Source organism: Serratia sp. JSRIV001 (assembly GCF_019968745.1).
Classification (GTDB): Bacteria; Pseudomonadota; Gammaproteobacteria; order Enterobacterales; family Enterobacteriaceae; genus Chania; species Chania fonticola_B.
Map to the genome: position 1 here is coordinate 1442872 of NZ_CP074147.1, position 23508 is coordinate 1466379.

Here is a 23508-nt window from a genome sequence, read left to right on the forward strand (position 1 = left end):
TACGCCGTTTCTATCAGGTTTGCTGCCGATTAGGTAACTTCAGGCCCAGAAGCGATAAAATCGCGTGTTAAACGGGTAAATCAATACCTTGCAGAAAGCCGGTGATGCGTTCATCGCGTCGTTGGAACAGCGTGACAATTTCTTCCACGGCTTTACCACAGTCGTTACGCCAGGCCAGAGAGAGCGGTGACGGTTGCCGCTGATTGACGACGTCACGGGTGATCAACTGGCCGCTATCCAGATAGGGTTGGCACAGATTTTTCGGCAAGAACCCGACGCCCAGCCCCTGCAGGTGGCATTCGAGTTTACTGCGCAGATCAGGCACCTTGATCTCTTTTTGGCCGGGCAGCAGCCAGGCAACGCGTTTGGTCAGGTTGCGCGAAGTATCTTCCACGTTGATTGCCGGGTAGCTGCGCAGCCGATCTTCGTGCAGTGCCGTGTCCTGGCAGGCCGCGAGCGGATGATCTGGCGTGACCACAAAAGCCCAACTGATCCCCCCCAATTTCAAGACGCTGACGTCATTGGCCAGTGATTCAGAGCCGGTGGTGCCAATGGCCAGCTGAAAATCCCCGTGTAACAACGAATCCCATACTCCCATATACACCTGACGCGAGATATGAAACTGCGTGAAGGGATAACGCTGTTGCAGGTAGGCCAACAGCCGGGCGACGCTTAGCGGGTTGTACAGCAGGTTGTTGATTACGATGTTGACCTGATGCTCCACGCCGTCGTTGATCTGGCGTAGCTCATCGGGCATGGAGTCGAGCCAGTTGTGCCATTGGCGGCAACGTTCCAGCAGGTATTCACCTGCGGGTGTCAGGTTTACGCTGCGGGTGGTGCGGATGAACAGCTGGGTGCCGATGCTTTCTTCCAACGTTTTGATGCGGTAACTGATGGTGGCAGTGGTCTTGTGCAGTAATTCGGCGGCGCGGGAAAAGCTCTGGCATTCCGCGACTTTGATAAACGATCTAATTGTTTCGTGATCCAGCATATCGATTCCTTAACCGGTGCGGCCATCGTTCTCCTAGTGTTGCAAAAGAATTTACTTACCTTAGTTGCCTTGGGTTAGTCATAAAGCCGCTTACCGTGATCTCGCTCACGTTTTATTGCCCTTCCTCTGCTGAATACCGCTGAAAGTGACAACTCTGTTAACGAACTGTATCGCGGAGGTGTTTTTTTTAATGCCTTGATTATTAATTAAATATTTTCTGCTCGGCACAAAAAATGTGCAGCAGATCGTGTTGTGGAAAATTTTTCCAATATTAACTTTTAAAATTCAGGCGACCTGTCTAGAGTGAACCCATTCAGTCATGTTCCTTTTTGAAACGATCCTGGAGAAACTGATGGACCTGATTGCCGTTGAGTTAACGCCTGAAGCCTTTGCACCTTATGGGAATGTATTGCAGATCGAGGGCGCGCCCTTTTTCCATATTAATGGTGGGAAAACAGAACGATATCATGACCTTGCCAAGGTGGAGGTCGCCGATGACCATCGGGTGCTGGTCAGCATCAACCGATCTGAGCCTTGCGATCTGCCGTTGGAGTTCTCCGTGTTGGAGAAACACCCGTTGTCCTCGCAGGCTTTTATGCCGATGAAGGGAGAACGCTTTGTGGTGATTGTTGCTGAAGCCGGGGAAGGGGATGAAATTCCGTTACATACTTTGCGCGCCTTTATCACCAACGGTAAGCAAGGGGTGAATTATCACCGCAATGTTTGGCACCATCCGCTGTTTGCTTATGGCGCGATCACAGACTTTTTCACGGTCGATCGTGGCGGTGCCGACAACTGTATCGTCAAAGCATTGCCAGAGACTTACCGGGTTGTGCTTGGATAGCGCTGTCCCCAAGCGCACAGGCTGTTTATTATAGCGGAGAAACCTTGAGCTAAATAAGGAAAGCCTGAATGAACGAAGTACGCAGAAAGGGAAGACCAACGACAGAAGCAGGGGCGACGAAAGGCGCGCAGGCGTTGGATCGTGGGTTGGAGATCCTGCAGTTTCTGGCCAATGCCGGAGGAAGTTCGTCCGTTTCCGTGCTATCCGAGAAGTTGGAGTTACCGCTATCAACGACTTTCAGATTATTGAAAGTATTAGAGAAATCGGAATTCGTTTTTCAGGATCCCCAGCTTGGCTGGTGGCATATTGGCATCCAGTCGTTTACCGTCGGTGCGGCTTATATGAATGACCGGGACGTGGTTTCGGTGGCGGGCCCTTACATGCGGCGGCTGATGTTGCTATCAGGGGAAACCGCCAATCTGGCCATCAGGAATAACTTTGACGCCGTGCTGATCCGTCAATGTGAGTGCCAGGCCATGGTGCGGATGTGCGCGCCACTTGGCAGCCGCTTACCGCTGCACGCATCTGGGGCAGGGAAAGCACTGCTGTATCCGCTGGCGGAAGAGGAGATGCTGGATTTGTTTGTACGTTCGGGGCTGCACTCGTTTACCCCGAAGACCCTGACCAGCGTAAATCTATTACGTAAGGATTTAGCGCAATCGCAGGCGCAGGGCTATACCGTTGATGCTGAAGAGCACGCTCTTGGCCTGAATTGCCTGGCTTCGGCGATCTTTGACCGTAACAACAACGTCATTGCGGCCATCTCTATTTCAGGGCCTAGTTCGCGCGTTAGCAGCGATCGTTTCAAGGAACTGGGGGAGTTGGTGCGTGACGTAGCCAACGACATCAGTACCGCGCTAGGCGAGTCGCGCAGCAAGAAATAGCACGTTTAAAGCAAAACCTGTAGCCGCGATCGCGGCTGCAGGATGAGGTTACCTCCCCGTTTATTACCTGAACGGGTTTTTTTGAACTTATTTTAAGTTTGGAAAATTTTTCCAAAATTTAGGAGAACGTTGAGATGGCAATTATGCGAGCAGTAGATGCGGCAATGTACGTGTTGGCAAAGGAAGGCGTGAATACCGCATTCGGCGTGCCTGGCGCGGCGATCAACCCTTTCTATAACGCGATGCGTCAACACGGCGGCATCAAACACTATCTGGCGCGTCATGTTGAAGGCGCTTCCCATATGGCGGAAGGTTACACCAGAGCCAAAGCCGGCAATATCGGGGTGTGTCTCGGGACTTCGGGGCCTGCGGGAACGGACATGATCACCGCGCTTTACTCCGCCTCTGCCGATTCCATTCCCATTTTGTGCATCACCGGCCAGGCTCCCCGGGCACGTTTGCATAAGGAAGATTTTCAGGCGGTAGATATTGAATCGATCGCCAAGCCGGTCACCAAAATGGCGGTGACGGTCATGGAGCCGGCGCTGGTGCCCCGCGTGCTGCAGCAGGCATTCCATTTAATGCGCTCTGGCCGCCCAGGCCCGGTGCTGATCGATTTGCCTTATGACGTACAGATGGCCGAGATTGAGTTTGATCCGGAAACCTATTCCTCGCTGGGGGCTTACAAACCGGCGGCCACTGAAGCGCAGATCGACAAAGCCCTGGACATGCTGTGTGCCGCAAGCAAACCCTTGTTCATTGCCGGTGGCGGGATCTTCAACGCGGACGCGGCCGACCTGCTGCAAGAGCTGGCGGAGACCTGCAACGTACCGGTGATCCCAACGCTGATGGGCTGGGGCTGTATCCCGGACGATCACCCGTTGATGGCAGGGATGGCCGGGTTACAAACTTCACACCGTTACGGTAACGCCAACCTGCTGGATTCCGATCTGGTGTTTGGCATTGGCAACCGCTGGGCTAACCGCCATACCGGTTCGGTAGATAAATACACCGCCGGGCGTAAGGTGATCCACATCGATATCGAACCAACCCAGCTTGGCCGCGTGATCTGCCCGGATCTGGGCATTGTTTCCGATGCCAAAATCGCCCTGCAAATGTTAGTGGCAAGAGCTCGTGAACGTGCGGATCAAGGGACGCTGCCAGATCGCTCACAGTGGGTGGAAACCTGCCTCCAGCGCAAACAAACTCTGCTGCGTAAAACGCATTTCGATAACGTGCCAATCAAACCTCAGCGCGTTTACGAAGAGATGAACCGGGCGTTCGGGCGTGATGCTTGCTACGTCACCACTATCGGGCTTTCGCAGATCGCGGCGGCACAGATGCTGCACGTGTTCAAACCACGCCATTGGATTAATGCCGGGCAGGCGGGCCCATTAGGTTGGACTCTTCCTTCTGCTTTGGGCGTGTGTGCCGCCGATCCGCAGCGCAAAGTGATTGCGCTGTCGGGTGACTACGACTTCCAGTTCATGATCGAAGAGTTGGCCGTTGGCGCGCAGTTCAAGCTGCCGTACATCCACGTGGTGGTCAATAACGCCTATCTGGGGCTGATCCGCCAGTCGCAGCGCGGTTTTGATATGGATTACTGCGTCCAACTGTCCTATGAAAACATCAACAACCCGGAAGTGGGCGAATACGGTGTGGATCACGTCAAGGTAGTCGAAGGGTTGGGATGTAAAGCAATCCGCGTTGTTAAGCCTGAGGATATCGCTCCGGCCTTCCAACAGGCGCAAGAGTTGATGCGTCTGCATCAGGTTCCGGTGGTGGTGGAGATTATCCTCGAGCGGGTCACCAACATCTCGATGGGGACCGAGCTGGACAACGTCAATGAATTCGAACCCGTTGCCGAGTCGCCAGAAGATGCGCCGACCTCGGTCAGCTACTTCAACTATCAGTAAGGAGCAGGCTCATGCCGAAGTTTTCAGCCAACTTATCGATGTTGTTTAACGAAGTCGATTTTATGCAGCGTTTTCGTTGTGCCAAAGAGCAGGGATTCACGGCGATTGAATATATGTTTCCCTACGATTATTCCGTGCAGGCGTTGAGGGGCGCTCTGGAAGAGAATCAACTCACGCAGGTATTACAAAACCTGCCAGCCGGGGATTGGGCTGCGGGTGAGCGGGGTATCGCTTGCCTGCCAGGGCGCGAGTCCGAGTTTCGTGATGGCGTAGGTCTGGCGGTGGAATATGCCCGTGCGCTGGGCTGTGCGCAGATCAACTGCCTGATCGGTAACCCGGATAAGTCCGTCGCCAAACATAAGACCGATGAGATTGTGGTCGCTAACCTGAGCTATGCGGCAAGGGAGTTGGCCAAGGCGAATATTCGTCTGTTGATTGAACCGATCAATAAATACGATATGCCCGCCTTCTATCTGCAAACCACTCGTCAGGCGTTGGAGCTGATGGATTGGGTCGCGAGCCCTAACCTGTTTATTCAATACGATATCTATCACATGCAGCGCATGGAGGGCGAACTGGCCCAAACCATGGAAACGCTGTTACAGAAAATCGCGCATATCCAGGTTGCCGATAATCCGGGGCGCCATGAGCCAGGCACCGGGGAAATCAATTACGACTATCTGTTCCGCGCGCTGGACAAGATGGGCTATCGCGGTTGGATTGGCTGCGAATACAAACCTGCGACAACGACCGCTGCCGGCCTGTCATGGATTAAGCAATATCAACATTGAGGGACACATCATGAAAGTAGGCTTTATTGGTTTAGGGATCATGGGCACGCCAATGGCGGATAAGCTGATCGCAGGCGGCCATCAGCTGTATGCCAACACCTTGCATCAGGTTCCGCCGGAGCTGGTGGAAAAAGGGGCCATCGCCTGTGCTACTCCCAAGCAGGTGGCCGAGCAGGCTGACGTCATTTTCATTATGGTGCCCGATACGCCTCAGGTGGAAGAGGTGTTATTTGCGGCCAATGGCTGTGCCGAAGCGCCGCTCAAAAACAAGATCCTGGTGGATATGAGTTCTATCTCGCCGCTGGAGACCAAGGAGTTTGCCAAACGTATCAACCAACTGGGCGCCGATTACCTGGATGCGCCGGTCTCCGGTGGTGAAGTCGGGGCCAAGCAGGGCAGCTTGACCATTATGGTCGGCGGTGACGAAGGCGTATTTGGGCGGGTAAAACCGTTGCTGGCCCTGATGGGGAAAAACATTACGCTGGTCGGCGGCAATGGCGACGGCCAGACCTGCAAGGTCGCCAACCAGATTATTGTGGCCCTGACGATCGAAGCGGTATCCGAAGCGCTGATATTTGCTGCCAAAGCGGGTGCCGATCCGGCACGGGTCCGTGAAGCGCTGATGGGCGGCTTTGCCTCATCGCGCATTCTGGAAGTGCACGGTGAGCGGATGATTAAACGGACCTTTGAGCCGGGCTTCCGTATCTCCCTGCATCAAAAGGATCTCAATCTGGCGCTACAGGGTGCGAAGTCGTTGGCGCTCAGTTTGCCAAATACCGCCACTTGCCAGGAACTGTTCAATCTCTGTGCGGCCAATGGGGCCAAAGATCTGGACCATTCCGCGTTGGTACAGGCGTTGGAAATTATGGCTAACCATAAAGTGGCTGGCTAAAGAGTAAGGCTTAACAAGTTGCAGGTGCCTTCCGCCTGCAACTTGAATTCTGGTTACCGTATATTTGTTTAATGGTTATATTCCTGTCTGTCTTGGCCGTATTGGTATTTGACTAATATAAAGATTAGAACATCGGTTTGTTGTAGTGATAATAAGCAAAAAATTACCTACGCTATTTTCTTATATAATATAAGAAGGACCTGTCATGGAATCTATTAGCAATAAGCAGAGAGAGATTTACCAACGGCGCGGCTATCATGAGGATCTATTACCCAAAGAAGCGGATAAAAAAACCTGGAAGGGAATTAACTATTTTACCTTGTGGATGGGTTCGGTACATAACGTTCCCAACTATGTGGCCGTCGGGGGCTTCTTTATTCTTGGGCTTTCCACCTTAAGCATTATGGCCGCCATTATTCTCAGCGCCTTTATTATTGCCTTTGTGATGGTGATGAACGGCGTTGCCGGTTCGAAATACGGTATTCCTTTTGCCATGATCCTACGTGCCTCTTATGGCGTGCGTGGCGCGTTGTTTCCAGGGATCCTCAGAGGCTGCGTGGCCGCCATCATGTGGTTTGGCTTGCAGTGTTACGCAGGCTCGCTGGCCTTCCTGATCCTGATTGGCAAACTGTGGCCACAGTTTCTGACCTTGGGTGGGGATTTCAACCTGTTGGGGATCGGCCTGCCTGGGCTGATTGCCTTCCTGATTTTCTGGGCGGTGAACGTGGCTATCGGCCTGGGTGGTGGCAGCATTCTTAACAAGTTTACCGCGATCCTCAACCCCTGCATCTACGTGGTGTTTGGCGGCATGGCCATTTGGGCTATCTCCATCGCTGGCCTGGACAACATCATCGCCTATGTTCCAGCCAATGCTATAACGACTAACAACGGCGGCTTCATGTTCCTGGTGGTGATCAATGCGGTGGTGGCGGTATGGGCCGCTCCGGCGGTCAGCGCCTCGGACTTTACCCAGAATGCCAGCAGCTTCCGCCAGCAGGCTTGGGGGCAAACGCTGGGTCTGGTTGTGGGATATCTATTATTTGCCGTCGCCAGCGTCTGTATCCTGGCCGGGGCCAGTATTCATTACGGGGTTGATACCTGGAACGTGCTGGATATCGTGCAGAAATGGGACAGTATTTTCGCCTCGGTGTTTGCGGTGCTGGTGATCCTGATGACGACCATCTCAACCAACGCGACCGGTAACATCATTCCTGCGGGCTACCAGATTGCCGCCATCGCACCGAAAAAACTCACCTACAAAAATGGCGTGGTGATTGCCAGCATCATCAGCCTGATTATCTGCCCGTGGAAACTGATGGAGAATCAGGAAAGTATTTACCTGTTCCTGGATGTGATCGGCGGAATTTTAGGGCCGGTGATTGGTGTGATGATGGCGCATTATTTCATCGTGATGCGCAGCGAGATCGATCTAGACACCTTATATATCGAACCCGGTAATTATAAATACTACGATAACGGCTTTAACAGCGTGGCGTTTATTGTAACGCTGTTTGCCGTGTTGCTGTCGTTGGGCGGTAAGTTCATTGAGATACTCGAACCTTTATCACGGGTTTCCTGGTTTGTTGGCGTTATCAGCGCATTCTGTTTATATGCGCTACTCAAAAGTAGAACAGTAGTTAATCGGCAAGAATATACCTGAAGTGAATATGAGAAAGAAGTCAATAACCCTAAGCGTAATAATATGATACTTTAATTTCACGAAGGAGCATGATTATGTCATATGATTTAATTATCAAGAACGGTAAGGTTGTTTTAGAACATGATGCCATCATTACCGATATTGCGGTTAAAGAGGGCAAGATTGCTGCCGTCGGCAATGGTCTTACCGGCGCTAAAACGGAGATTGATGCCAGCGGAATGGTGGTGGCACCGGGCATGATCGACGCCCATGCGCATATGTCCGAACCGGGCCGTACCCATTGGGAAGGGTATGAAACCGGTACGCGAGCTGCGGCCAAGGGCGGTATCACCACCATGGTCGAAATGCCGCTCAACCAGTTGCCAGCCACGGTAGACAGAGCCTCGATAGAAATGAAGTTCTCGGCCGCAGAAGGCAAGCTCACCATCGATGCGGCCCAGTTTGGTGGCCTGGTTTCCTACAACCTGGATCGGCTACATGAACTCGATGAGATTGGCGTGGTGGCCTATAAATGCTTTGTAGCGACCTGTGGCGATCGCAGCGTCAGCAATGACTTCCGCGACGTGAACGACTTTGAATACTTCAAAGGTTTGCAGACCTTGGCCAAGCTGGATCAGTTGGTGGCGGTACACGCCGAAAACGCCCTGATTTGCGATGCGTTGGGGGAAGAGGCCAAGGCGGAAGGACGCGTAACGGCACACGATTATGTTGCCTCTCGCCCGGTATTTACCGAAGTTGAAGCGATCCGCCGGGTGCTGTATCTGGCCAAGGTCGCGGGTTGCCGCTTGCATATTTGCCACGTCAGTAGCCCGGAAGGGGTGGCAGAAGTGACTCGCGCTCGTCTGGAAGGGCAACAGGTCACCTGTGAGTCCTGCCCGCACTACTTCGTGCTGGATACCGACCAGTTTGAGGAAATTGGCACCCTGGCCAAGTGTTCACCGCCGATCCGCGATGCGCAGAACCAAAAAGGGCTGTGGGATAAGCTGTTTAACGGTGAGATAGACTGCCTGGTGTCTGACCACTCGCCATGCCCACCGGATATGAAAGCGGGCAATATCATGCAGGCCTGGGGCGGGATCGCCGGGATACAAAACTGCGTCGATATCATGTTCGATGAAGCGGTGCAGAAAAGGGGCATGTCACTGCCGGTGTTTGCCAAATTGATGGCGACCAACGCCGCCGATATTTTTGGTTTGAAGCATAAGGGGCGCATTGCTGTAGGGAAAGATGCCGATCTGGTGTTCATTCAACCCAACAGTAGCTACGTACTGGCTAGCGGCGATCTCGAGTATCGCCATAAGGTCAGCCCGTATGTGGGGCGGAAAATCAACGCCCGGGTGGCCAAAACCCTCCTGCGTGGCGAAGTGATTTACGATATCAAGGCGGGCTTTGGCGTTCGTCCGATCGGTAAATTTGTGCTTAAACATCAGCAATAACAGATGTTAATCAGCGCCCGTCACCGGGCGGGCGCATGAATGATGAGATATTGGATATGAAGGAAGCACCCATGAACGGGTTATGTGCCAGTCGTAGCAGTTGGTTATCGGGCCTGCAGTGGTTCTTTTTCATTTTCTGCAATACGGTGGTGATCCCGCCGACCCTGCAATCGGCATTCAACCTCTCCGCCGGCGTGACCTTTTGTATTACCCAATATACCTTTATCTCAACGGCGCTGGCCTGCCTGGCGCAGGTGTTTTTGGGCCATCGGCGAGCCATTATGGAAGGGCCAACGGGGTTATGGTGGGTGACCATTTTAACTCTGACCCTGGCGGAAGCGGCCAACGGCACGCCGCTGCCAGAAATTGGTGGCAGCCTTGCGGTGGGGATCCTGATCTCTGGCATTTTGACCATCCTGATTGGGGTTAGCGGCTTGGGGTTTCACCTGGCACGCCTGTTCCGTCCGGCGGTGATGGCTACGTTTATGTTTTTGCTGGGGGCGCAGTTAATCACCATCTTTATGAAAGGGATGCTGGGGTTACCTTTTGGCGTTTATACCGGCGTCGTGACCATTAACTACCCGGCCTTTTACTGGGCGTTGACGGTGTTGCTGCTGATTATCGCCATTATTGCCTTTTTACCGCGGGCGATCGGCAAATATGCGCTGTTAATCGGCACCCTGGTTGGCTGGGGCGTTTACAGCTGGTGGTTTGCACCCACCGGAACGCCTATCACGGGCAGCGATTGGGTGCTGTTCCCACTCGGGTGGCCGCAGGAATTACATGGGGGAATTGTGATCAGCGCCGTCCTGACCGGTTTGGTCAACGTGTCGAATAACTTTGCCGCCATTCGCGGCACCGATATTTTTTATGCGGACGGCCCGGCGGGCAGAAGCCTGTTCCGGCGTAGCTTTATGGTTTCAGGCGGACTGACTTGCCTGGCTGCTCCACTAGGCGTGGTGCCTTTCTCGCCTTTTGTCTCTTCCATTGGCCTGCTGACCCAGACACAAGACAGCAGCCAGCGCTCGTTTATTATTGGCAGCGTGGTATTCCTGTTGGTGGGGATGTTGACGCCGCTAGCGCAATTTTTCTGCAGTATTCCGCTCACGGTCAGCAGTGCCGTTATGTTGGCCTCTTATCTGCCTCTGCTGTTCTCCTCGGTGCTGTTTATCAACAAGATCGAATTGAATAGCCGCAACATTTATCGGCTGGCGCTACCGCTGTTTTTGGGCGTATTCCTGATGAGTATGCCTTCCTCCTTCTGGCAGGGGGTACCGATCACCATCAGGCCGCTATTCAGCAATGGCCTGTTGGTTGGTGTGCTGCTGGCGGTGTTGGTTGAGAATAGTATTCCGTGGGATAAGGTAAAACCACGTTAGCATTTATAATACAGCAATTAATCAATATTGTTTAAATTCCCACCGCCCTGTCTTTAATAACCAGGGCGAGTTAATCCAATGATACTGAAATAAAATCTGAAATAGCAGGATGCCAACCAAGGAGATCCGATATGGCGACCAATAATGCTGCGATTGATCAAGCTATTCTGGCCAGTCCCGACAAGGCTAAACTCTACCGTAAAATAGCCTGGCGAATTATGCCGATATTACTGATTAGCTATATCGTCGGTTATCTTGATCGCGTGGGGATATCATTTTCAAAGTTCCAAATGATGCCGGATATTCTGCAAGGTAATGTGTCGATGGCGGAGGCGGTTTATGGCCTCGGTGCCGGCGTATTTTTTATTGGTTATATTATCGCCGGTGTACCCAGTAATATCTTACTGAGTAAGTATGGTGCGCGGAAGGTCATTGCCCTGTTGATGTTGGTATGGGGCACGATCTCAATGCTGAGTATTTTTATTACCAATCCCACACAGTTTTATCTGGCACGATTCCTGCTGGGGTTAGCCGAAGCCGGCTTTTATCCGGGGGTGATCCTCTATCTGACACTGTGGTTCCCTTCAAGCCAGCGGGCAAAAATGACGGCGTTGTTTGTTTGCGGGATACCGGTAAGTAACATCATTGGTGGGCCACTTTGCGGTTGGATTATTGAAAACATGAATGGCATGTTTGAGCTGTCCGGTTGGCAATGGTTATTCTTTATCAGTGGGCCGCGTGCATTACTGATTGCGGTCGTCATTTTCTTCTTCCTGGATAATACCTATCAGAGTGCTAAGTGGCTCAGTCCACAAGAAAAAGAGATGATCACCCAAGATATGGTGCAGGGAACATCGAAAAAGATAGGTGCCGATGGCGCAGCGCAGGAGTGGACAATGAAGACCATGTTGAAGTCTTCTGCCTTCACTAAAATGTGGTTGATCTGTTTCTGCACGGTGATGGGGCAAGGGGGCTTGGCCTTCTGGGTGCCAACCATGATCCGTGATACGGGGGTAAGCTCGGTGTTGGATATCGGTTTGCTGACCATGCTGCCGTATATGCTGGCCGTTGTCGCTATGCTAATGGCTGCGCGCAGCTCTGACAAACATCGAGAAAGGCGTTGGCACATTATTGTTCCTTTCTGTATAGCTGCGGTTTCGCTGATCTTTATCGGCCTGTTCCCAGATAATAAAGTCATCGTAATGGTGGCATTATGTATTGCCGTCGCCTCCAGCCTGGTGCCTTCGCCCCTGTTCTGGAGTTTGCCAAATGCTATCTTTACCGGTACCTGCGCTGCCGCTGGGATAGCGTTAATTAACTCGATTGCCAATATAGGGGGCTTTATTTCTCCTTATATTATTGGTTACTTTAAAAATACTACGGAAAGTAATCTGGTCGCGATGTGTGTGCTATCCAGTATGATGATACTGGGGGCAATACTGACCTATAGCGTTCCGGCAAAACTGGTTAATAAATAATAGCCGATAGAATATCGGTTACTGATAGTCGCTCCGATTGATAAAAAACCATGCTCTCTCTGCCTATGTGGTGATCTATTTCATTGGCAGATGGGTATGGTTTTTTTATTGCCTAATGGTGAAGAGGATAATGTTTATGGTGGTGATATTAAAAGTGGGGAGAATAATAGGTGACCCGGTGTTGGGAAGATTGATTGCTGAATGAACAATAAGACTCTGTTTCAATCAAATAGGCCACGCGAAACTCAACGTGGCCTTGAAGCGGGGTTAGAAATCGACGTCGCGGTTGCAGTCTTTCGAGTAGATATAGCTAAACTCTTCCTGGCCCACCGCATAACCGGCTTGCGGAACGTAGGCAGCCATAAAGATGTAATCCCCTTTCTTGACCGGGATCCACTCGTTATCCAGGTTATACACCCCAGCACCGCTGAGAATATATGCCCCATGTTCCTGCACGTGGGTCTCGATGTAGCCATGGCTGGCACCTGGTTTGAAGGAAAGAATGTGGATGTTCATATCGAACCCCAGATCCTTAGGCAGCAGATCTTGCAGGATCACATCGCTCATCCCTTCATAGTGAATTTTTTCCAGCTTGTTGACGTTGTTGCTCACCACATGGGCTTCATAGCCCTTGATGCGGTTGTAGACTCGCTTGTAGAGGAACAGCTGGCTTGGCTTGCCGCCGTTGGTATTCTCCAGGCGCAGCATCACACCAGCAGGACAATACAGATAGCCGCCGGTGGTGAGTGGATAATCGGTGCTGTCGGCTGACGCGGTGATGTTACCTTCGATAACGTAGACCAAGGTTTCAATATTCTCACCGCCAAAGCCTTGCTGGTTACGGCCGCCATCATGCAGCGTCACCAGATAATCGACAAAAGTGGCGCCCAGTTTCGGGGTGGCAAGAATGGTGACGTCGCAATTCTCGAAGCCAGGAATGATGTTACGCACCAGGCCATCGGGTGGGATCACGGCATAGTTGTCGCGTTTGATAATGGAGCGCGAAGCCAGGATATCTTTTGGATAGCCAATCTGATTATTGATATAACCCACGTTAATTCTCCTGATTAGTCAGGGCCGCAGCCCTACAACAAAAATTATGCTTGTGCCGCCGTTTGGCGATTGTTTTTCTGTTTCATCAATACGTTGACGGTAAAGAAGATCACGGTGCCGATCAGCAGGATGGCGGCCGAGATATAGAAGCCCATCACCTTGGAGCCGGTGCTGTCGGAGATCACCCCGGTGAGGAATGGAGCAATCACCGAAGAGGACATGCCGAAAAAGTTAAACACGCCAAAGCTGGTGCCGTAGCCTTTCTTCGGAGCGTTATCTGCCACGAAGGAGATCATGATCGGATCCACCGCCAGCTTGCCGAGCAGTCCGTAAAGGATCAGGCTGACCAGCAGGGTAGTGGAGTCCGGTGAGATCACGGTGCAGACCAGCGTCACGGCGGCACAGATTTGCAAGAAGATGATCAACTGCACTTTCTTGGCGCGGAAACGGTCAGACATACGGCTGAAGAACAGCGCCCCGGGCACGGAGGCAAAGGCCACCAGTGCGGCAGAGAAGCCGATGGCCACGCCTTCGAACCCCCGTTCCTGTTGCAGGAAGGAAGGTAGCCAGGTCACGATCATGTAGTAGCCATAGCAGGTGGCGAAATACATCACGTAGGCGGAAATCATCCGCAGGCTGAACAACCCGCTGGCTTCTTCGGTCTCTTCCACTGGCGTGGCCGCAGAGGCCGCCGGGCTGGCGGCCAGAGAAGCGGTGTAGGAGCCCCCCTTGATCACCAGGAAGAACACCACCGTCATTACCACCAGCAGGCCGGTGATGATAAACAGCATGATTTGCCAGTCCATCCCCATGCTTTTCACCAGCAGGCTGGAGGCGATCAGGCCAATGGCCATCCCCAGCGCAGAACCGCTGTTGATAATGGCGGTGGCTAAACCACGGCGTTCCAACGGAATGTTTTCTGATGACAGCGAGTAAGCCGAGCCATAGTAAGAGCCACAGCCCATGCCGGCCAGCAGGCTACCGGCGTAGATCATAGTCAGGCTGGTGGCGTTGCCGATCAGCAAGGTAGCGATGATGAACAGGCAAAAGCCTGGGATCAGCACCACCTTTTTGCCGAACTTATCCACCAGGATCCCGGCCGGGATCTGCATCCCGGTATAGGCAAAGAAGTAGAAGCTGGCGATCAGGCCCATCTCGGCGTTGGAATGCGAGCCGATGGTCGCCTGGATCTCAGGGAAGATCGGTGTCAGCACCGTGCGGTAAATCCAGATCACCGCCCAGCCCAGGCACAGGACCACCACGATTTTTTTCCAGTACAGCGGATCAAACCCGGTGTTGGAGGCGGTTTTGCTGTTGCTCATAGGCGGGCTCCCTGCTCGGTATAGGCCAGTTGATATAAGGTATGCGCCAGAATTTTCACCCCTTCGGCCAGATCGGACAGTTCGGTTTTTTCCGCCGGGTTATGGCTGATACCGGCAATGCTTGGCACAAACATCATCACCGTCGGCACGTGTGGGGCAAAAATCTGTGAGTCGTGACCTGCACCGCTGTGGATCATGCGGTAGTTCATCTTATGGCTTTCACACAGATGGCTGACGCAGGCCAGCAGCTGTTTGTCCATTGGGATCGGCGTTTCATCCATCCACAGGTCGATCTCGACCTCAATGCCCATTTCGGCACAGATACGCTGTATATCGGCTTCGATTTCTTGGGTAAAACGCAGCAGCGTCGCTTTGTCGGTGTGGCGGCAATCCAGGGTGAAATGAGTGAAACCAGGCACGACGTTGACGGTGTTAGGCTTGGGCTCGACCTTGCCAAAGGTCAGCACCAGCGGGTCGCCTTCCGCTTTGGCCTTGGCGATGGATTCGCAGCAGATCCGGCTGAAGGCATAAACGGTGTCCTTACGGTAGCCCATCGGCGTGGTGCCTGCGTGGTTGGCCTCGCCCTTGAGTTTGATATCGTAGCGGCGCTGGCCGACGATACTGGTGACCACACCAATGGTTTTACCTTCGGTCTCCAACACTTTGCCCTGCTCGATATGCAGTTCAACGAAGGCGGCGATATCTTTGCGCAGCGGCTGGTCTTGCGGGCGGAAGTCAAAGCCTGCGCTATGCATGGCGTCAACGAAATTCACGCCTTTGGCATCACAGATGCTTTTGACTTCTTCCGGACGAGCGGAGCCGATAATGTTTTTACTGCCCCAGAAAACGTAAGGGAAACGGCTGCCTTCCTCCTCGGCCAGCGAGATGACTTCCAGCGTGCGCAACGGAGCGCCGTAAGTCTCTTTCAGATGTTTGATCGCCAGATAGGCGGCTTCGATACCAAACTGACCATCAAGGTTGCCGCCGTTGACGACCGTATCGATATGCGAGCCAGAAAGGATCACCTGATCGGGATATTTGCTGCCCTGCAGGCGGCCGGATAAATTGCCGACGGCATCAAAAGAGGTTGTCAGACCGGCGGTTTCAAAAGCCTGCTTCAGCGCCCGTTGGGCTTCCACCCACTCAGGGGTATACAGCAAGCGCGTCATGCCACCGCTGGGATCTGCCCCGATCTTGGATAACCAGCCAGAAGTTTCACTAATTTCTTGTTGGAAATTCTTCATATTTATCTGCCTGCTTGTAACGTCCCTGAGACATGCGCCAATTCAGCTTTGTCGGGAGGGTTGATAAGGAAAATGGCGGTGAAAATAGCTTTTCTCCGCCTGATTTAATTAATCTGACGATTAACTGGCAAACGGATCTTTATGGTCGTAGGAACGCTGGTAAATATCGTCAGAAATCAGATATTGATAAATGTCGTCAACAATATCGATGCCATTCTTTTCATTTTCTATTTCACGCATATGGCTACCCTGGCCAGGATAGAGCACTTGTTTCACGCCAGGTGCCGGTTTGATTTCGTTCAGTTCTCTCATTACCTGGCTGATATGTTTGCGGAAGGTCACTTCATTGGTGAAATAGCTTGGGTTGAGTACGATATGCAGCTGGCCCAACTCCCGGCCTGCGCTTAAATCGTGATACATCGAGCTGACGTGTTTACCGAACGGCAGGCCAAGCAACACGCCGGATAGAATATCGACCATCATCATCAGGCCGTAACCTTTTGGCCCGGCGATAGGCAACAGCCCGCTGACGGCGAAAGGATCGGTGGTGTTATTGCCTTCGCTATCTACCGCCCAGGTATCCGGGATTGGCACGTTGCGTGAGCGGGCGTCCAGCACCTTGCCCCAGGCCTGAACCGTGGTGGCCATATCGAAGGTCATGATGTCGTCGCCTTCGGCCGGTGCCGAGAAAGCGATGGGATTGGTGCCGTAATAGACCTCTGCGCCGCCATAAGGGACGACCATCGGATCCGACTGACACACTGAGATGCCAATCATGCCCGCATGGGCGGCCTGTTGCACAAAGTAAGACAGCGCACCACTGTGGCCGATGCGGCGAACGCCTACCACCGCTACGCCGTTCTCTTTCGCCATTTCGATGGCGCGATCCATACTCAGTTTGGCCGCGACGTGCCCGGCACCGTTGTCGCCATCAAAAACTGCGCTGCAAGGGCCGGTTTTTTCAAAGGTGAAATGCGGGTTGTTATTGGTGCCGCCTTTGCTGATGCGTTCAGAATAATATTCTACCCTCACCGCGCCGTGGGAATGGATCCCGCGCGCATCCGCATGGACCAAAACGTCCGCGACAATCCCGGCGTGTTCCTGGCTTAGGCCTGCAGAATGAATTTTATTTTGAATCAGTTGATGCAGTTGCTGCTTAGAGACTTTCATAGACAGTCCTTTCATTACTACGGTTTATTTAAACTATCTCTAACGCCTACTGTATAAACCTGGGGCTGTAATAATGTGATCCAGACGGCTATTATTTTATTGGCTTAAATTTTCGTTGAATGGCATTACCATTGTTAGATTATTTTTAACAAAGCGCCGTCTTTCTGACGATTGAATTCAATTAATCCCCGCCGGACTTGATGATTTTTTCTAACAATGGGCAAAGTGTGATGAGACTCACCTTCGTCAACGGGTTTTATTTGTAGCTTGGCCAATAAGAATATGGGGTTTGAAATAACTAGGTGACTAAAAATATCTGAGAACGCCCATTGCGAAGTTCACATGCTGTTTTAAGGATATCACTATGATCCATGCTTTTATAAAAAAAGGGAGCTTTCAGGATTCCGTCAGCCTGATGCTAATTTCCCGTAAGCTCAGTGAATCACCCAACGTCGAAGAAATATCGGTCATGATGGGGACGCCGGCCAATAAATCCTTACTTGAAGCGACCGGCTTCTGGCATCCGCAATTTAGTGAAGCGACTCCCAATGATATTTGCGTGGCGATCAAGGCGGAATCTGCCGATGACAGCATCACCGCACAAATCGGTGAAGCGTTAGACCTGGCGTTGAAAGCCATCGCCCAGGGGCAGCAGGGGGGTAAACGCCTGCTCAAGGCACGCAGTTGGCGCATGGCGCGGCAGAAGCTGCCGGATGCCAATATGGTGCTGATCTCCATTGCCGGGGAATATGCCGCGCAACTGGCCGATCAGGCACTGGACGATGGCTGCAACGTGATGATGTTTTCCGACAACGTCAGCGTTGAGCAGGAAGTGGCGCTAAAAACCAAGGCGCGTGACAAGGGCCTGATCGTGATGGGGCCAGACTGCGGCACGGCCAATATTGCCGGGGCACCGCTGGCCTTTGCCAACGTCGCTCCTAAAGGCATGATCGGCATCATTGGCGCTTCGGGAACGGGTATCCAGGAGCTGACCTCACAAATTACCCTGGCCGGGCAGGGTGTCTCTCATGCCATTGGCTTGGGTGGGCGTGATTTAACCGCCGAAATCGGTGGCATCAGCGCTATCAGCGCACTGCGTATGTTGGCGGCCGATCCGCAAAGCCAGGTGTTGGCGTTTGTCTCCAAGCCCCCGGCCGAAGCGGTACGTCAACGGGTTATCAATGAGATGAAGACCCTTGGCAAGCCGGTTATCGCGTTGTTCCTTGGTGCCAAGAACGCACTGAAGCAGGAAGATAACATCACCTTTGCCGCGACGTTGGATGAAGCCGCCCGCCTGGCAGCGATGTTGGCAAACGTGCAGCAAATGGCCGCACAGCAACCTGCGGTATGCGGTGGCAAAATCTCCGGTCTGTATGCCGGTGGCACGCTGGCGGCGGAATGCGCCATGTTGCTGGCCGATCGGTTGGGCGTGGAGGCCGACAGCAAGCATCAGCATGGCTCAATGCTCAACGCCGACGGGCACCGCATTATCGATATGGGGGACGATTTCTACACCCAGGGTAAACCGCACCCGATGATCGACCCGTCTACCCGTAATCAGGAAATCGCTCGCCTTGCTCAGCAGCCGCAGATTGGCGTGTTGCTGCTGGATGTGGTGATTGGCTATGGCGCCCAGGAAGATCCCGCAGATTCTTTGGCTACCGAAGTCAAACGCGTACGCGAACAGCGTGGTACGGCCCATCCGCTGGCAGTTATCGCCACGGTGACAGGCACCGAACAAGATCCCCAGCAGCGCTCCAAACAGATTGCCACGCTCAACGAGGCGGGCATTGCCGTGATGAATTCGTTGCCTGAAGCGGTAGCGCTGGCCTGCCAGTTAATCGCCCCTCCAGCGCAGGGTACTAACGAACCCGCACCCGCCATGCTGGCCGGTGTTTCCGTGATCAATGCAGGCTTGCGTAGCTTTGCCGACGATCTGCAAACCAACGAAATTTCAGTGGTGCATTACCAATGGGCTCCGGTGGCCGGTGGTAATCAACGATTGGCTAACATACTGAAAAATTTAAAGTAAGGGATTGATATGACCGCAACTATTGAACAAGCAAACGCTGCCGTTATCGCCAGGATCCGTGAAGCCCGCCCACATTGGCAGGATGTTGATTTAGCGAAAAACCTGATCCCGCAGTTGGCACAGGGGAGAAAACTGCTGCATGCCGGGCCGCCGGTCACCTGGGCGGAAATGAGCGGCCCGGTACGCGGTGCCTGCATTGGGGCCTGCCTGTTTGAGCAGTGGGCTGACAGCGAGCAACAGGCGCTGGCGCTGCTGGAGAACGGCGAGATTGAGTTTATCCCTTGCCATAACGTCAGTGCCGTTGGCCCGATGGGGGGGATCACCTCGGCGCATATGCCGCTGGTGGTGGTGAAAAACACCGTTCATGGCAACCATGCCTACTGCAACCTGAACGAAGGGATCGGTAAGGTGATGCGCTTTGGTGCCTATGGGCCAGACGTGCAGGCGCGCCTGCGCTGGATGCGTGACTCACTGGCACCGGTACTGAAAGAAGTGCTGGCCACCTTCGATGAGGGGATTGACCTCACCGCCGTCATGGCTCAGGCCATCACCATGGGGGACGAGTTCCACCAGCGTAATATCGCAGCGTCGGCGCTGCTGATGCGTTTGCTGGCCCCGAAAATCAGCCTGCTTGAGCGGGACAACGTTGAACTGGCCAAGGTCATGCAATTCCTCAGCATCACCGATCAGTTCTTCCTCAACCTGGCGATGGCCTATTGCAAGGCGGCCATGGATGCCGGGGCCGAGATTAAACAAGGCACCATCGTGACGGTGATGACCCGTAACGGCAAAAACTTTGGCATCAAGATCAGCGGCATGGGCGACCAATGGTTTACCGCGCCGGTCAATACGCCGGAAGGCCTGTTCTTCTCCGGCTATAGCCAGGCCGACGCCAACCCGGATATTGGCGATAGCGCCATTACCGAGACCTTCGGCATTGGCGGCGCGGCCATGGTCGCTGCACCAGGCGTGACCCGCTTTGTCGGTGCTGCCGGTGGCATGAGTGCCGCGACCGATATCTCCGAAGAGATGGCCGAGATTTACCTGGAACGCAACATGATGCTGCAAATCCCAACCTGGGACTTCCAAGGCGCCTGCTTGGGTCTGGATGCCCGTCGGGTGGTGGAAACCGGTATCACGCCGTTGATCAACACCGGGATTGCACACCGTGAAGCCGGGGTTGGGCAGATTGGTGCCGGTACCGTGCGTGCTCCATTAGGCTGCTTTGAAAAAGCCATCGAAGCGCTGGCAGAAAAGCTGGGCATCAGCGCGTAACAACCGGTTCGCCCGGAGGTAACTCCGGGCTAGGGAGCAAGTTATGGACATCACCGCGTTAGCCATCAGCCGCTATGCCACGCAAGATTACGGTCCGTTACGCTGCGTGGGGCGTTTTAACAATGCCATCAACTTTCTCTCGCCCAACGATCGGTTACTGACGCTGCACCGTGAAGGACGTGGGCTTAGCCCGATGGGCTGGGAAATTGGCGACGACGACTTCGATGAAATCTTTGACAGCCTGCCTGCAGCCCAGCATTGCCAGCTTTCAGCGACGGGGATTGAGCTTGAGGACATTGCCATCTACCGCCAGGGGAGGTGTTTGGATCTCTGCCTGAAGGTGAGCGGAGAAATTGCGTTGCCGCCATTGGCTACCGCGCTGGCCGATGTTGATGCCCAGACCGGTCTGTTTGGTCGCTTGGATAGCCTGGTTGAACAGCCGCATTGCCTGGAAATTCGCGAGCTACAGCAGCACTTTACCGCCTGGTTGTTGGGGCAGAAAGTAGACTGGAGCCTCGTGCTTGGCAAAGGCCCTGGCTTGACGCCAAGCAATGATGACACGGTGCTGGGCATGTTGCTGGCGGCTCATCTCGATATCCGCGTGGATGTCGCAAGGTTGCCGTCCTTTTTTGCCGCCAGCCAACCTTTAAACCAGCTGACCACCCTGGTCAGCGTCCACTATTTGCAGTTTGCCGAGCAGGGGATCTTCTCCACCCCGGTACAACTTCTGGCACATGCCTTACTCAGGCCCCAAGAATTACCCGCAGCCATCAACGACATGTTGGCAACCGGCCATTTTTCCGGTGCGGATACGCTATTGGGCGTTTTACTGGGCGTCATGGTTATCAATCGTCTTTATTAATTCATCAGCGCAAAACCATACCAAGTGTCGTTCGGTATGGGCTGTTATTACTTAAAAAATGGATATCCGAATGGAAACGTTAGTTATTGCCTTGGGGGGCAACGCCCTGTTAAAGCGTGGCGCGGTGTTATCTGCAGAGAATCAGTACCAGAGCATTGCGTTAATTGCCGATGCCATTGGCAAGCTGGCCAAGAAATACCGCATCGCCATCGTGCACGGTAACGGCCCGCAGGTAGGGTTGCTGGCGCTGCAAAACCTGGCCTATCGCGATGTTCCTCCTTATCCGCTCGATATTCTGGTGGCGGAAAGCCAGGGCATGATCGGCTATATGCTGGCCCAGCAGCTAGGGGCGTTCCATCCTGCTCAGCCGGTGTCCACGTTGCTGACTCGCGTCTTGGTAGACAGCGAAGATCCGGCGTATCGGGAACCCAGCAAATTTATCGGGCCGGTTTATGAGCCACAGCAGCAAGCCGAGCTGGAACAAAAGTATGGCTGGAGCATGAAGCTGGATGGGAAATACCTGCGCCGGGTGGTGCCTTCCCCTGAACCGAAAAAGATCGTCGATATTGAAGCGATCAATCTGCTGTTGGCGAAAAACCACATCGTGATTTGCAACGGCGGTGGCGGCGTTCCGATGGTGGCCAGCGCACAGGGAATGATCGGTAGCGAAGCGGTGATCGACAAGGATCTGGCCTCTGCATTACTGGCCGAAGCCCTGGATGCCGATCACCTGGTGATCCTCACCGATGCGGATGCGGTGTATCAGCACTGGGGCACGCCGCAGCAAAAAGCCATTCGCTCGGCCACCACCCAAGAGCTGGCCCCGATGGCGGTAGCCGATGGTTCGATGGGGCCAAAAATCATGGCGGTCAGCCGCTTTGTACAGCGTAGCGGCAAGGTGGCACATATCGGTGCTCTGCAAGATATCGAGTCGGTACTGGCAGGCACCGCGGGGACATTAATTACGCCGTAATACTGGGTGGGCCTAGCGGCCCATCAACCAAGGGAAAATGAATATGCAAACTATAAAAACAGAGCGAGTGCCCTATTGGATTAAAACCGTCGTGATCTTCTTCCTCGGCTGGGTGGTTATCTATGCCGGGCGTTCGGTACTTAGCCCCATCATGCCGCAGATCCAAACCGAGTTCGGGCTGTCAAAAAGCCATCTGGGCTTAATCAGCAGCCTGTTCTTTCTGACCTACACCCTTTTACAGGTGCCTGCCGGACTATTGGGCGACCGCTTGGGCAGAAAACGCATTCTGGTTAGCGGCTTTATGCTGTTTGCGCTGTTTATCGCTGCCGTCAGCATCTCATCCAACTTTCTGATTTTTATCGTGCTGTGGATGCTGACCGGCGCTTCGCAAGGCGTCTATTATGGCCCGCAGTATGCGCTTTCTTCCGAGGCCATCCCCAAGAAATGGATCACCTTGGGCAGTGCGGTGATCGGCAGTGGGATGTCGTTTGGTATCGCGCTGGGGTATTACCTTTCCAGCTTTATGATCGAGCATTTTCATACTTCGTGGAAGATGCCGTTCCTGGCGATGGCGGTTCCGGTATTGATTGTGGCGCTGCTGATGCTGTTTTTCATTCGGGAAAAAGCGCCGCAAAGTGCGGGCGATACCCCAGCCGCTACAGCAACAAAGAGCGAATTCAGTTTCCTGGATCTGTTTAAAAACCGTAACCTGCTGATGGCCTATATCACCATCTTTTGCTCGATCTACGGCTTCTTCGTGATCATTACCTGGCTGCCGTATTACCTGCAAAAAGAACGCGGCATGGATATTGTGCACGCCGCCAGCATCGCCTCCATCGTACCGTGGATCTCGGTACTGGGGACGCTGATTTGCAGCTATATCTCCGACAAGCTGGGCCGCAGAAAACCGGTGGTGCTGTTTATGCTGCCTTTCTCACTGCTGGCGATCTTCGGCATCGTCTATTCCACCAGTGAAGCGGCGTTGATTGGCGTATTGGTGCTGTATGGGTTTATCGGCAAAATCAGCCTCAACCCGGTACTGATCGCACTGGTGGCAGACAACGCACCGCGTGCCGCGCTCAGCACCGCTTTCGGGCTGTATAACTTCTTTGGTATGGCGGCGTCGATCTTTGCGCCTTACGTGACCGGCTTTATTGCCGACAGCACGGGGACGCTGAATGCGGGGTTCTACTTTGCCGCGATGATCACGGTGGTGGGTTTTATCGCCATGCTGTTTGTCAAAGAGGGGAAACCGGCGCAGGAGGCTTGATGTTTCATGCGGGGCGCAACCGTGCGGCTGCGCCCA

19 protein-coding genes are annotated in these 23508 nt (G+C 53.5%); 14 read left to right on the plus strand and 5 right to left on the minus strand.

The genetic code is table 11. The features are described from left to right. Nucleotides 1-67: 67 nt before the first annotated feature. Nucleotides 68-991: an HTH-type transcriptional activator AllS gene (gene allS, locus KGP17_RS06495; protein WP_209528400.1), complete on the minus strand. Its 924-nt coding sequence runs from the start codon at nucleotides 989-991 to the stop codon at nucleotides 68-70. A gap of 352 nt (nucleotides 992-1343) precedes the next feature. On the opposite strand from allS, the gene KGP17_RS06500 reads away from it, so the two are divergent. From KGP17_RS06500 to KGP17_RS06540, 9 genes are all read left to right on the plus strand, one after another. Beyond that, the gene (locus tag KGP17_RS06500; protein ID WP_209528403.1) at nucleotides 1344-1835 is read left to right on the plus strand and encodes an ureidoglycolate lyase; all 492 of its coding nucleotides are present in this window, start codon (nucleotides 1344-1346) and stop codon (nucleotides 1833-1835) included. Nucleotides 1836-1903: 68 nt separating this feature from the next. Continuing rightward, on the plus strand, nucleotides 1904-2719 hold the full coding sequence (gene allR, locus KGP17_RS06505) for an HTH-type transcriptional repressor AllR (protein ID WP_021805438.1): 816 nt from the start codon (nucleotides 1904-1906) through the stop codon (nucleotides 2717-2719). A 134-nt stretch (nucleotides 2720-2853) separates the two neighbouring features. Further along, nucleotides 2854-4635, plus strand: a complete 1782-nt coding sequence (gene gcl, locus KGP17_RS06510) for a glyoxylate carboligase (RefSeq protein ID WP_115158685.1) — start codon at nucleotides 2854-2856, stop codon at nucleotides 4633-4635. Nucleotides 4636-4646: 11 nt separating this feature from the next. Then, nucleotides 4647-5426 carry a hydroxypyruvate isomerase gene (gene hyi / locus KGP17_RS06515; RefSeq protein ID WP_071682986.1) on the plus strand — a complete coding sequence of 260 codons (780 nt, stop codon included), beginning with the start codon at nucleotides 4647-4649 and terminating at the stop codon, nucleotides 5424-5426. Nucleotides 5427-5436: 10 nt separating this feature from the next. Continuing rightward, entirely contained in the window at nucleotides 5437-6318 is an 882-nt protein-coding gene (glxR, locus tag KGP17_RS06520) for a 2-hydroxy-3-oxopropionate reductase (protein ID WP_021180090.1), read from the plus strand. A 205-nt stretch (nucleotides 6319-6523) separates the two neighbouring features. Next, the gene (locus KGP17_RS06525) at nucleotides 6524-7978 is read left to right on the plus strand and encodes a putative allantoin permease (protein WP_223499056.1); all 1455 of its coding nucleotides are present in this window, start codon (nucleotides 6524-6526) and stop codon (nucleotides 7976-7978) included. 74 nt (nucleotides 7979-8052) lie between these two features. Beyond that, nucleotides 8053-9414 carry an allantoinase AllB gene (gene allB, locus KGP17_RS06530; protein ID WP_223499057.1) on the plus strand — a complete coding sequence of 454 codons (1362 nt, stop codon included), beginning with the start codon at nucleotides 8053-8055 and terminating at the stop codon, nucleotides 9412-9414. 71 nt (nucleotides 9415-9485) lie between these two features. After that, nucleotides 9486-10793: a uracil/xanthine transporter gene (locus KGP17_RS06535; RefSeq protein ID WP_059200047.1), complete on the plus strand. Its 1308-nt coding sequence runs from the start codon at nucleotides 9486-9488 to the stop codon at nucleotides 10791-10793. Nucleotides 10794-10924: 131 nt separating this feature from the next. Then, nucleotides 10925-12271: an MFS transporter gene (locus KGP17_RS06540; protein WP_094981170.1), complete on the plus strand. Its 1347-nt coding sequence runs from the start codon at nucleotides 10925-10927 to the stop codon at nucleotides 12269-12271. 267 nt (nucleotides 12272-12538) lie between these two features. Here the strand turns inward: KGP17_RS06540 and allE are convergent, their stop codons facing one another. The 4 genes from allE to allD form a co-directional block, all read right to left on the minus strand. Then, a complete protein-coding gene (gene allE, locus KGP17_RS06545; RefSeq protein WP_021180083.1) occupies nucleotides 12539-13324 on the minus strand; it encodes a (S)-ureidoglycine aminohydrolase in 786 nt (261 codons plus the stop codon). A 44-nt stretch (nucleotides 13325-13368) separates the two neighbouring features. Further along, a complete protein-coding gene (locus KGP17_RS06550; protein WP_059200049.1) occupies nucleotides 13369-14646 on the minus strand; it encodes an MFS transporter in 1278 nt (425 codons plus the stop codon). Next, the gene (gene allC, locus KGP17_RS06555; protein WP_021805429.1) at nucleotides 14643-15890 is read right to left on the minus strand and encodes an allantoate deiminase; all 1248 of its coding nucleotides are present in this window, start codon (nucleotides 15888-15890) and stop codon (nucleotides 14643-14645) included. Before allC ends, KGP17_RS06550 begins: the two co-directional genes overlap by 4 nt. A 120-nt stretch (nucleotides 15891-16010) precedes the next feature. Beyond that, nucleotides 16011-17060, minus strand: a complete 1050-nt coding sequence (allD, locus tag KGP17_RS06560; RefSeq protein WP_021805428.1) for an ureidoglycolate dehydrogenase — start codon at nucleotides 17058-17060, stop codon at nucleotides 16011-16013. 364 nt (nucleotides 17061-17424) lie between these two features. On the opposite strand from allD, the gene KGP17_RS06565 reads away from it, so the two are divergent. The 5 genes from KGP17_RS06565 to KGP17_RS06585 all read left to right on the plus strand — a co-directional run bounded on the left by KGP17_RS06565 (nucleotide 17425) and on the right by KGP17_RS06585 (nucleotide 23472). Continuing rightward, nucleotides 17425-19092, plus strand: coding sequence for an acyl-CoA synthetase FdrA (locus tag KGP17_RS06565; RefSeq protein WP_166734380.1), 1668 nt, complete (start codon nucleotides 17425-17427; stop codon nucleotides 19090-19092). Nucleotides 19093-19101: 9 nt separating this feature from the next. Continuing rightward, a complete protein-coding gene (locus KGP17_RS06570; RefSeq protein ID WP_223499058.1) occupies nucleotides 19102-20367 on the plus strand; it encodes a DUF1116 domain-containing protein in 1266 nt (421 codons plus the stop codon). Between the two features lie 43 nt (nucleotides 20368-20410). Further along, nucleotides 20411-21229, plus strand: a complete 819-nt coding sequence (locus KGP17_RS06575; RefSeq protein WP_223499059.1) for a DUF2877 domain-containing protein — start codon at nucleotides 20411-20413, stop codon at nucleotides 21227-21229. A 70-nt stretch (nucleotides 21230-21299) separates the two neighbouring features. Next, complete coding sequence (locus tag KGP17_RS06580; RefSeq protein ID WP_021805424.1) at nucleotides 21300-22202, plus strand: carbamate kinase; 903 nt, start codon at nucleotides 21300-21302, stop codon at nucleotides 22200-22202. 43 nt (nucleotides 22203-22245) lie between these two features. After that, nucleotides 22246-23472, plus strand: coding sequence for an MFS transporter (locus KGP17_RS06585; RefSeq protein WP_059200055.1), 1227 nt, complete (start codon nucleotides 22246-22248; stop codon nucleotides 23470-23472). Nucleotides 23473-23508 lie beyond the last annotated feature (36 nt).

Excerpts from the sequence above, each read along its gene's own strand:
- allS (WP_209528400.1), bottom strand. The coding sequence starts at position 991 with ATGCTGGATCACGAAACAATTAGATCGTTTATCAAAGTCGCGGAATGC.
- KGP17_RS06500 (WP_209528403.1), top strand. The coding sequence starts at position 1,344 with ATGGACCTGATTGCCGTTGAGTTAACGCCTGAAGCCTTTGCACCTTAT.
- allR (WP_021805438.1), top strand. The coding sequence starts at position 1,904 with ATGAACGAAGTACGCAGAAAGGGAAGACCAACGACAGAAGCAGGGGCG.
- gcl (WP_115158685.1), top strand. The coding sequence starts at position 2,854 with ATGGCAATTATGCGAGCAGTAGATGCGGCAATGTACGTGTTGGCAAAG.
- hyi (WP_071682986.1), top strand. The coding sequence starts at position 4,647 with ATGCCGAAGTTTTCAGCCAACTTATCGATGTTGTTTAACGAAGTCGAT.
- glxR (WP_021180090.1), top strand. The coding sequence starts at position 5,437 with ATGAAAGTAGGCTTTATTGGTTTAGGGATCATGGGCACGCCAATGGCG.
- KGP17_RS06525 (WP_223499056.1), top strand. The coding sequence starts at position 6,524 with ATGGAATCTATTAGCAATAAGCAGAGAGAGATTTACCAACGGCGCGGC.
- allB (WP_223499057.1), top strand. The coding sequence starts at position 8,053 with ATGTCATATGATTTAATTATCAAGAACGGTAAGGTTGTTTTAGAACAT.
- KGP17_RS06535 (WP_059200047.1), top strand. The coding sequence starts at position 9,486 with ATGAACGGGTTATGTGCCAGTCGTAGCAGTTGGTTATCGGGCCTGCAG.
- KGP17_RS06540 (WP_094981170.1), top strand. The coding sequence starts at position 10,925 with ATGGCGACCAATAATGCTGCGATTGATCAAGCTATTCTGGCCAGTCCC.
- KGP17_RS06550 (WP_059200049.1), bottom strand. The coding sequence starts at position 14,646 with ATGAGCAACAGCAAAACCGCCTCCAACACCGGGTTTGATCCGCTGTAC.
- allC (WP_021805429.1), bottom strand. The coding sequence starts at position 15,890 with ATGAAGAATTTCCAACAAGAAATTAGTGAAACTTCTGGCTGGTTATCC.
- allD (WP_021805428.1), bottom strand. The coding sequence starts at position 17,060 with ATGAAAGTCTCTAAGCAGCAACTGCATCAACTGATTCAAAATAAAATT.
- KGP17_RS06565 (WP_166734380.1), top strand. The coding sequence starts at position 17,425 with ATGATCCATGCTTTTATAAAAAAAGGGAGCTTTCAGGATTCCGTCAGC.
- KGP17_RS06570 (WP_223499058.1), top strand. The coding sequence starts at position 19,102 with ATGACCGCAACTATTGAACAAGCAAACGCTGCCGTTATCGCCAGGATC.
- KGP17_RS06575 (WP_223499059.1), top strand. The coding sequence starts at position 20,411 with ATGGACATCACCGCGTTAGCCATCAGCCGCTATGCCACGCAAGATTAC.
- KGP17_RS06580 (WP_021805424.1), top strand. The coding sequence starts at position 21,300 with ATGGAAACGTTAGTTATTGCCTTGGGGGGCAACGCCCTGTTAAAGCGT.
- KGP17_RS06585 (WP_059200055.1), top strand. The coding sequence starts at position 22,246 with ATGCAAACTATAAAAACAGAGCGAGTGCCCTATTGGATTAAAACCGTC.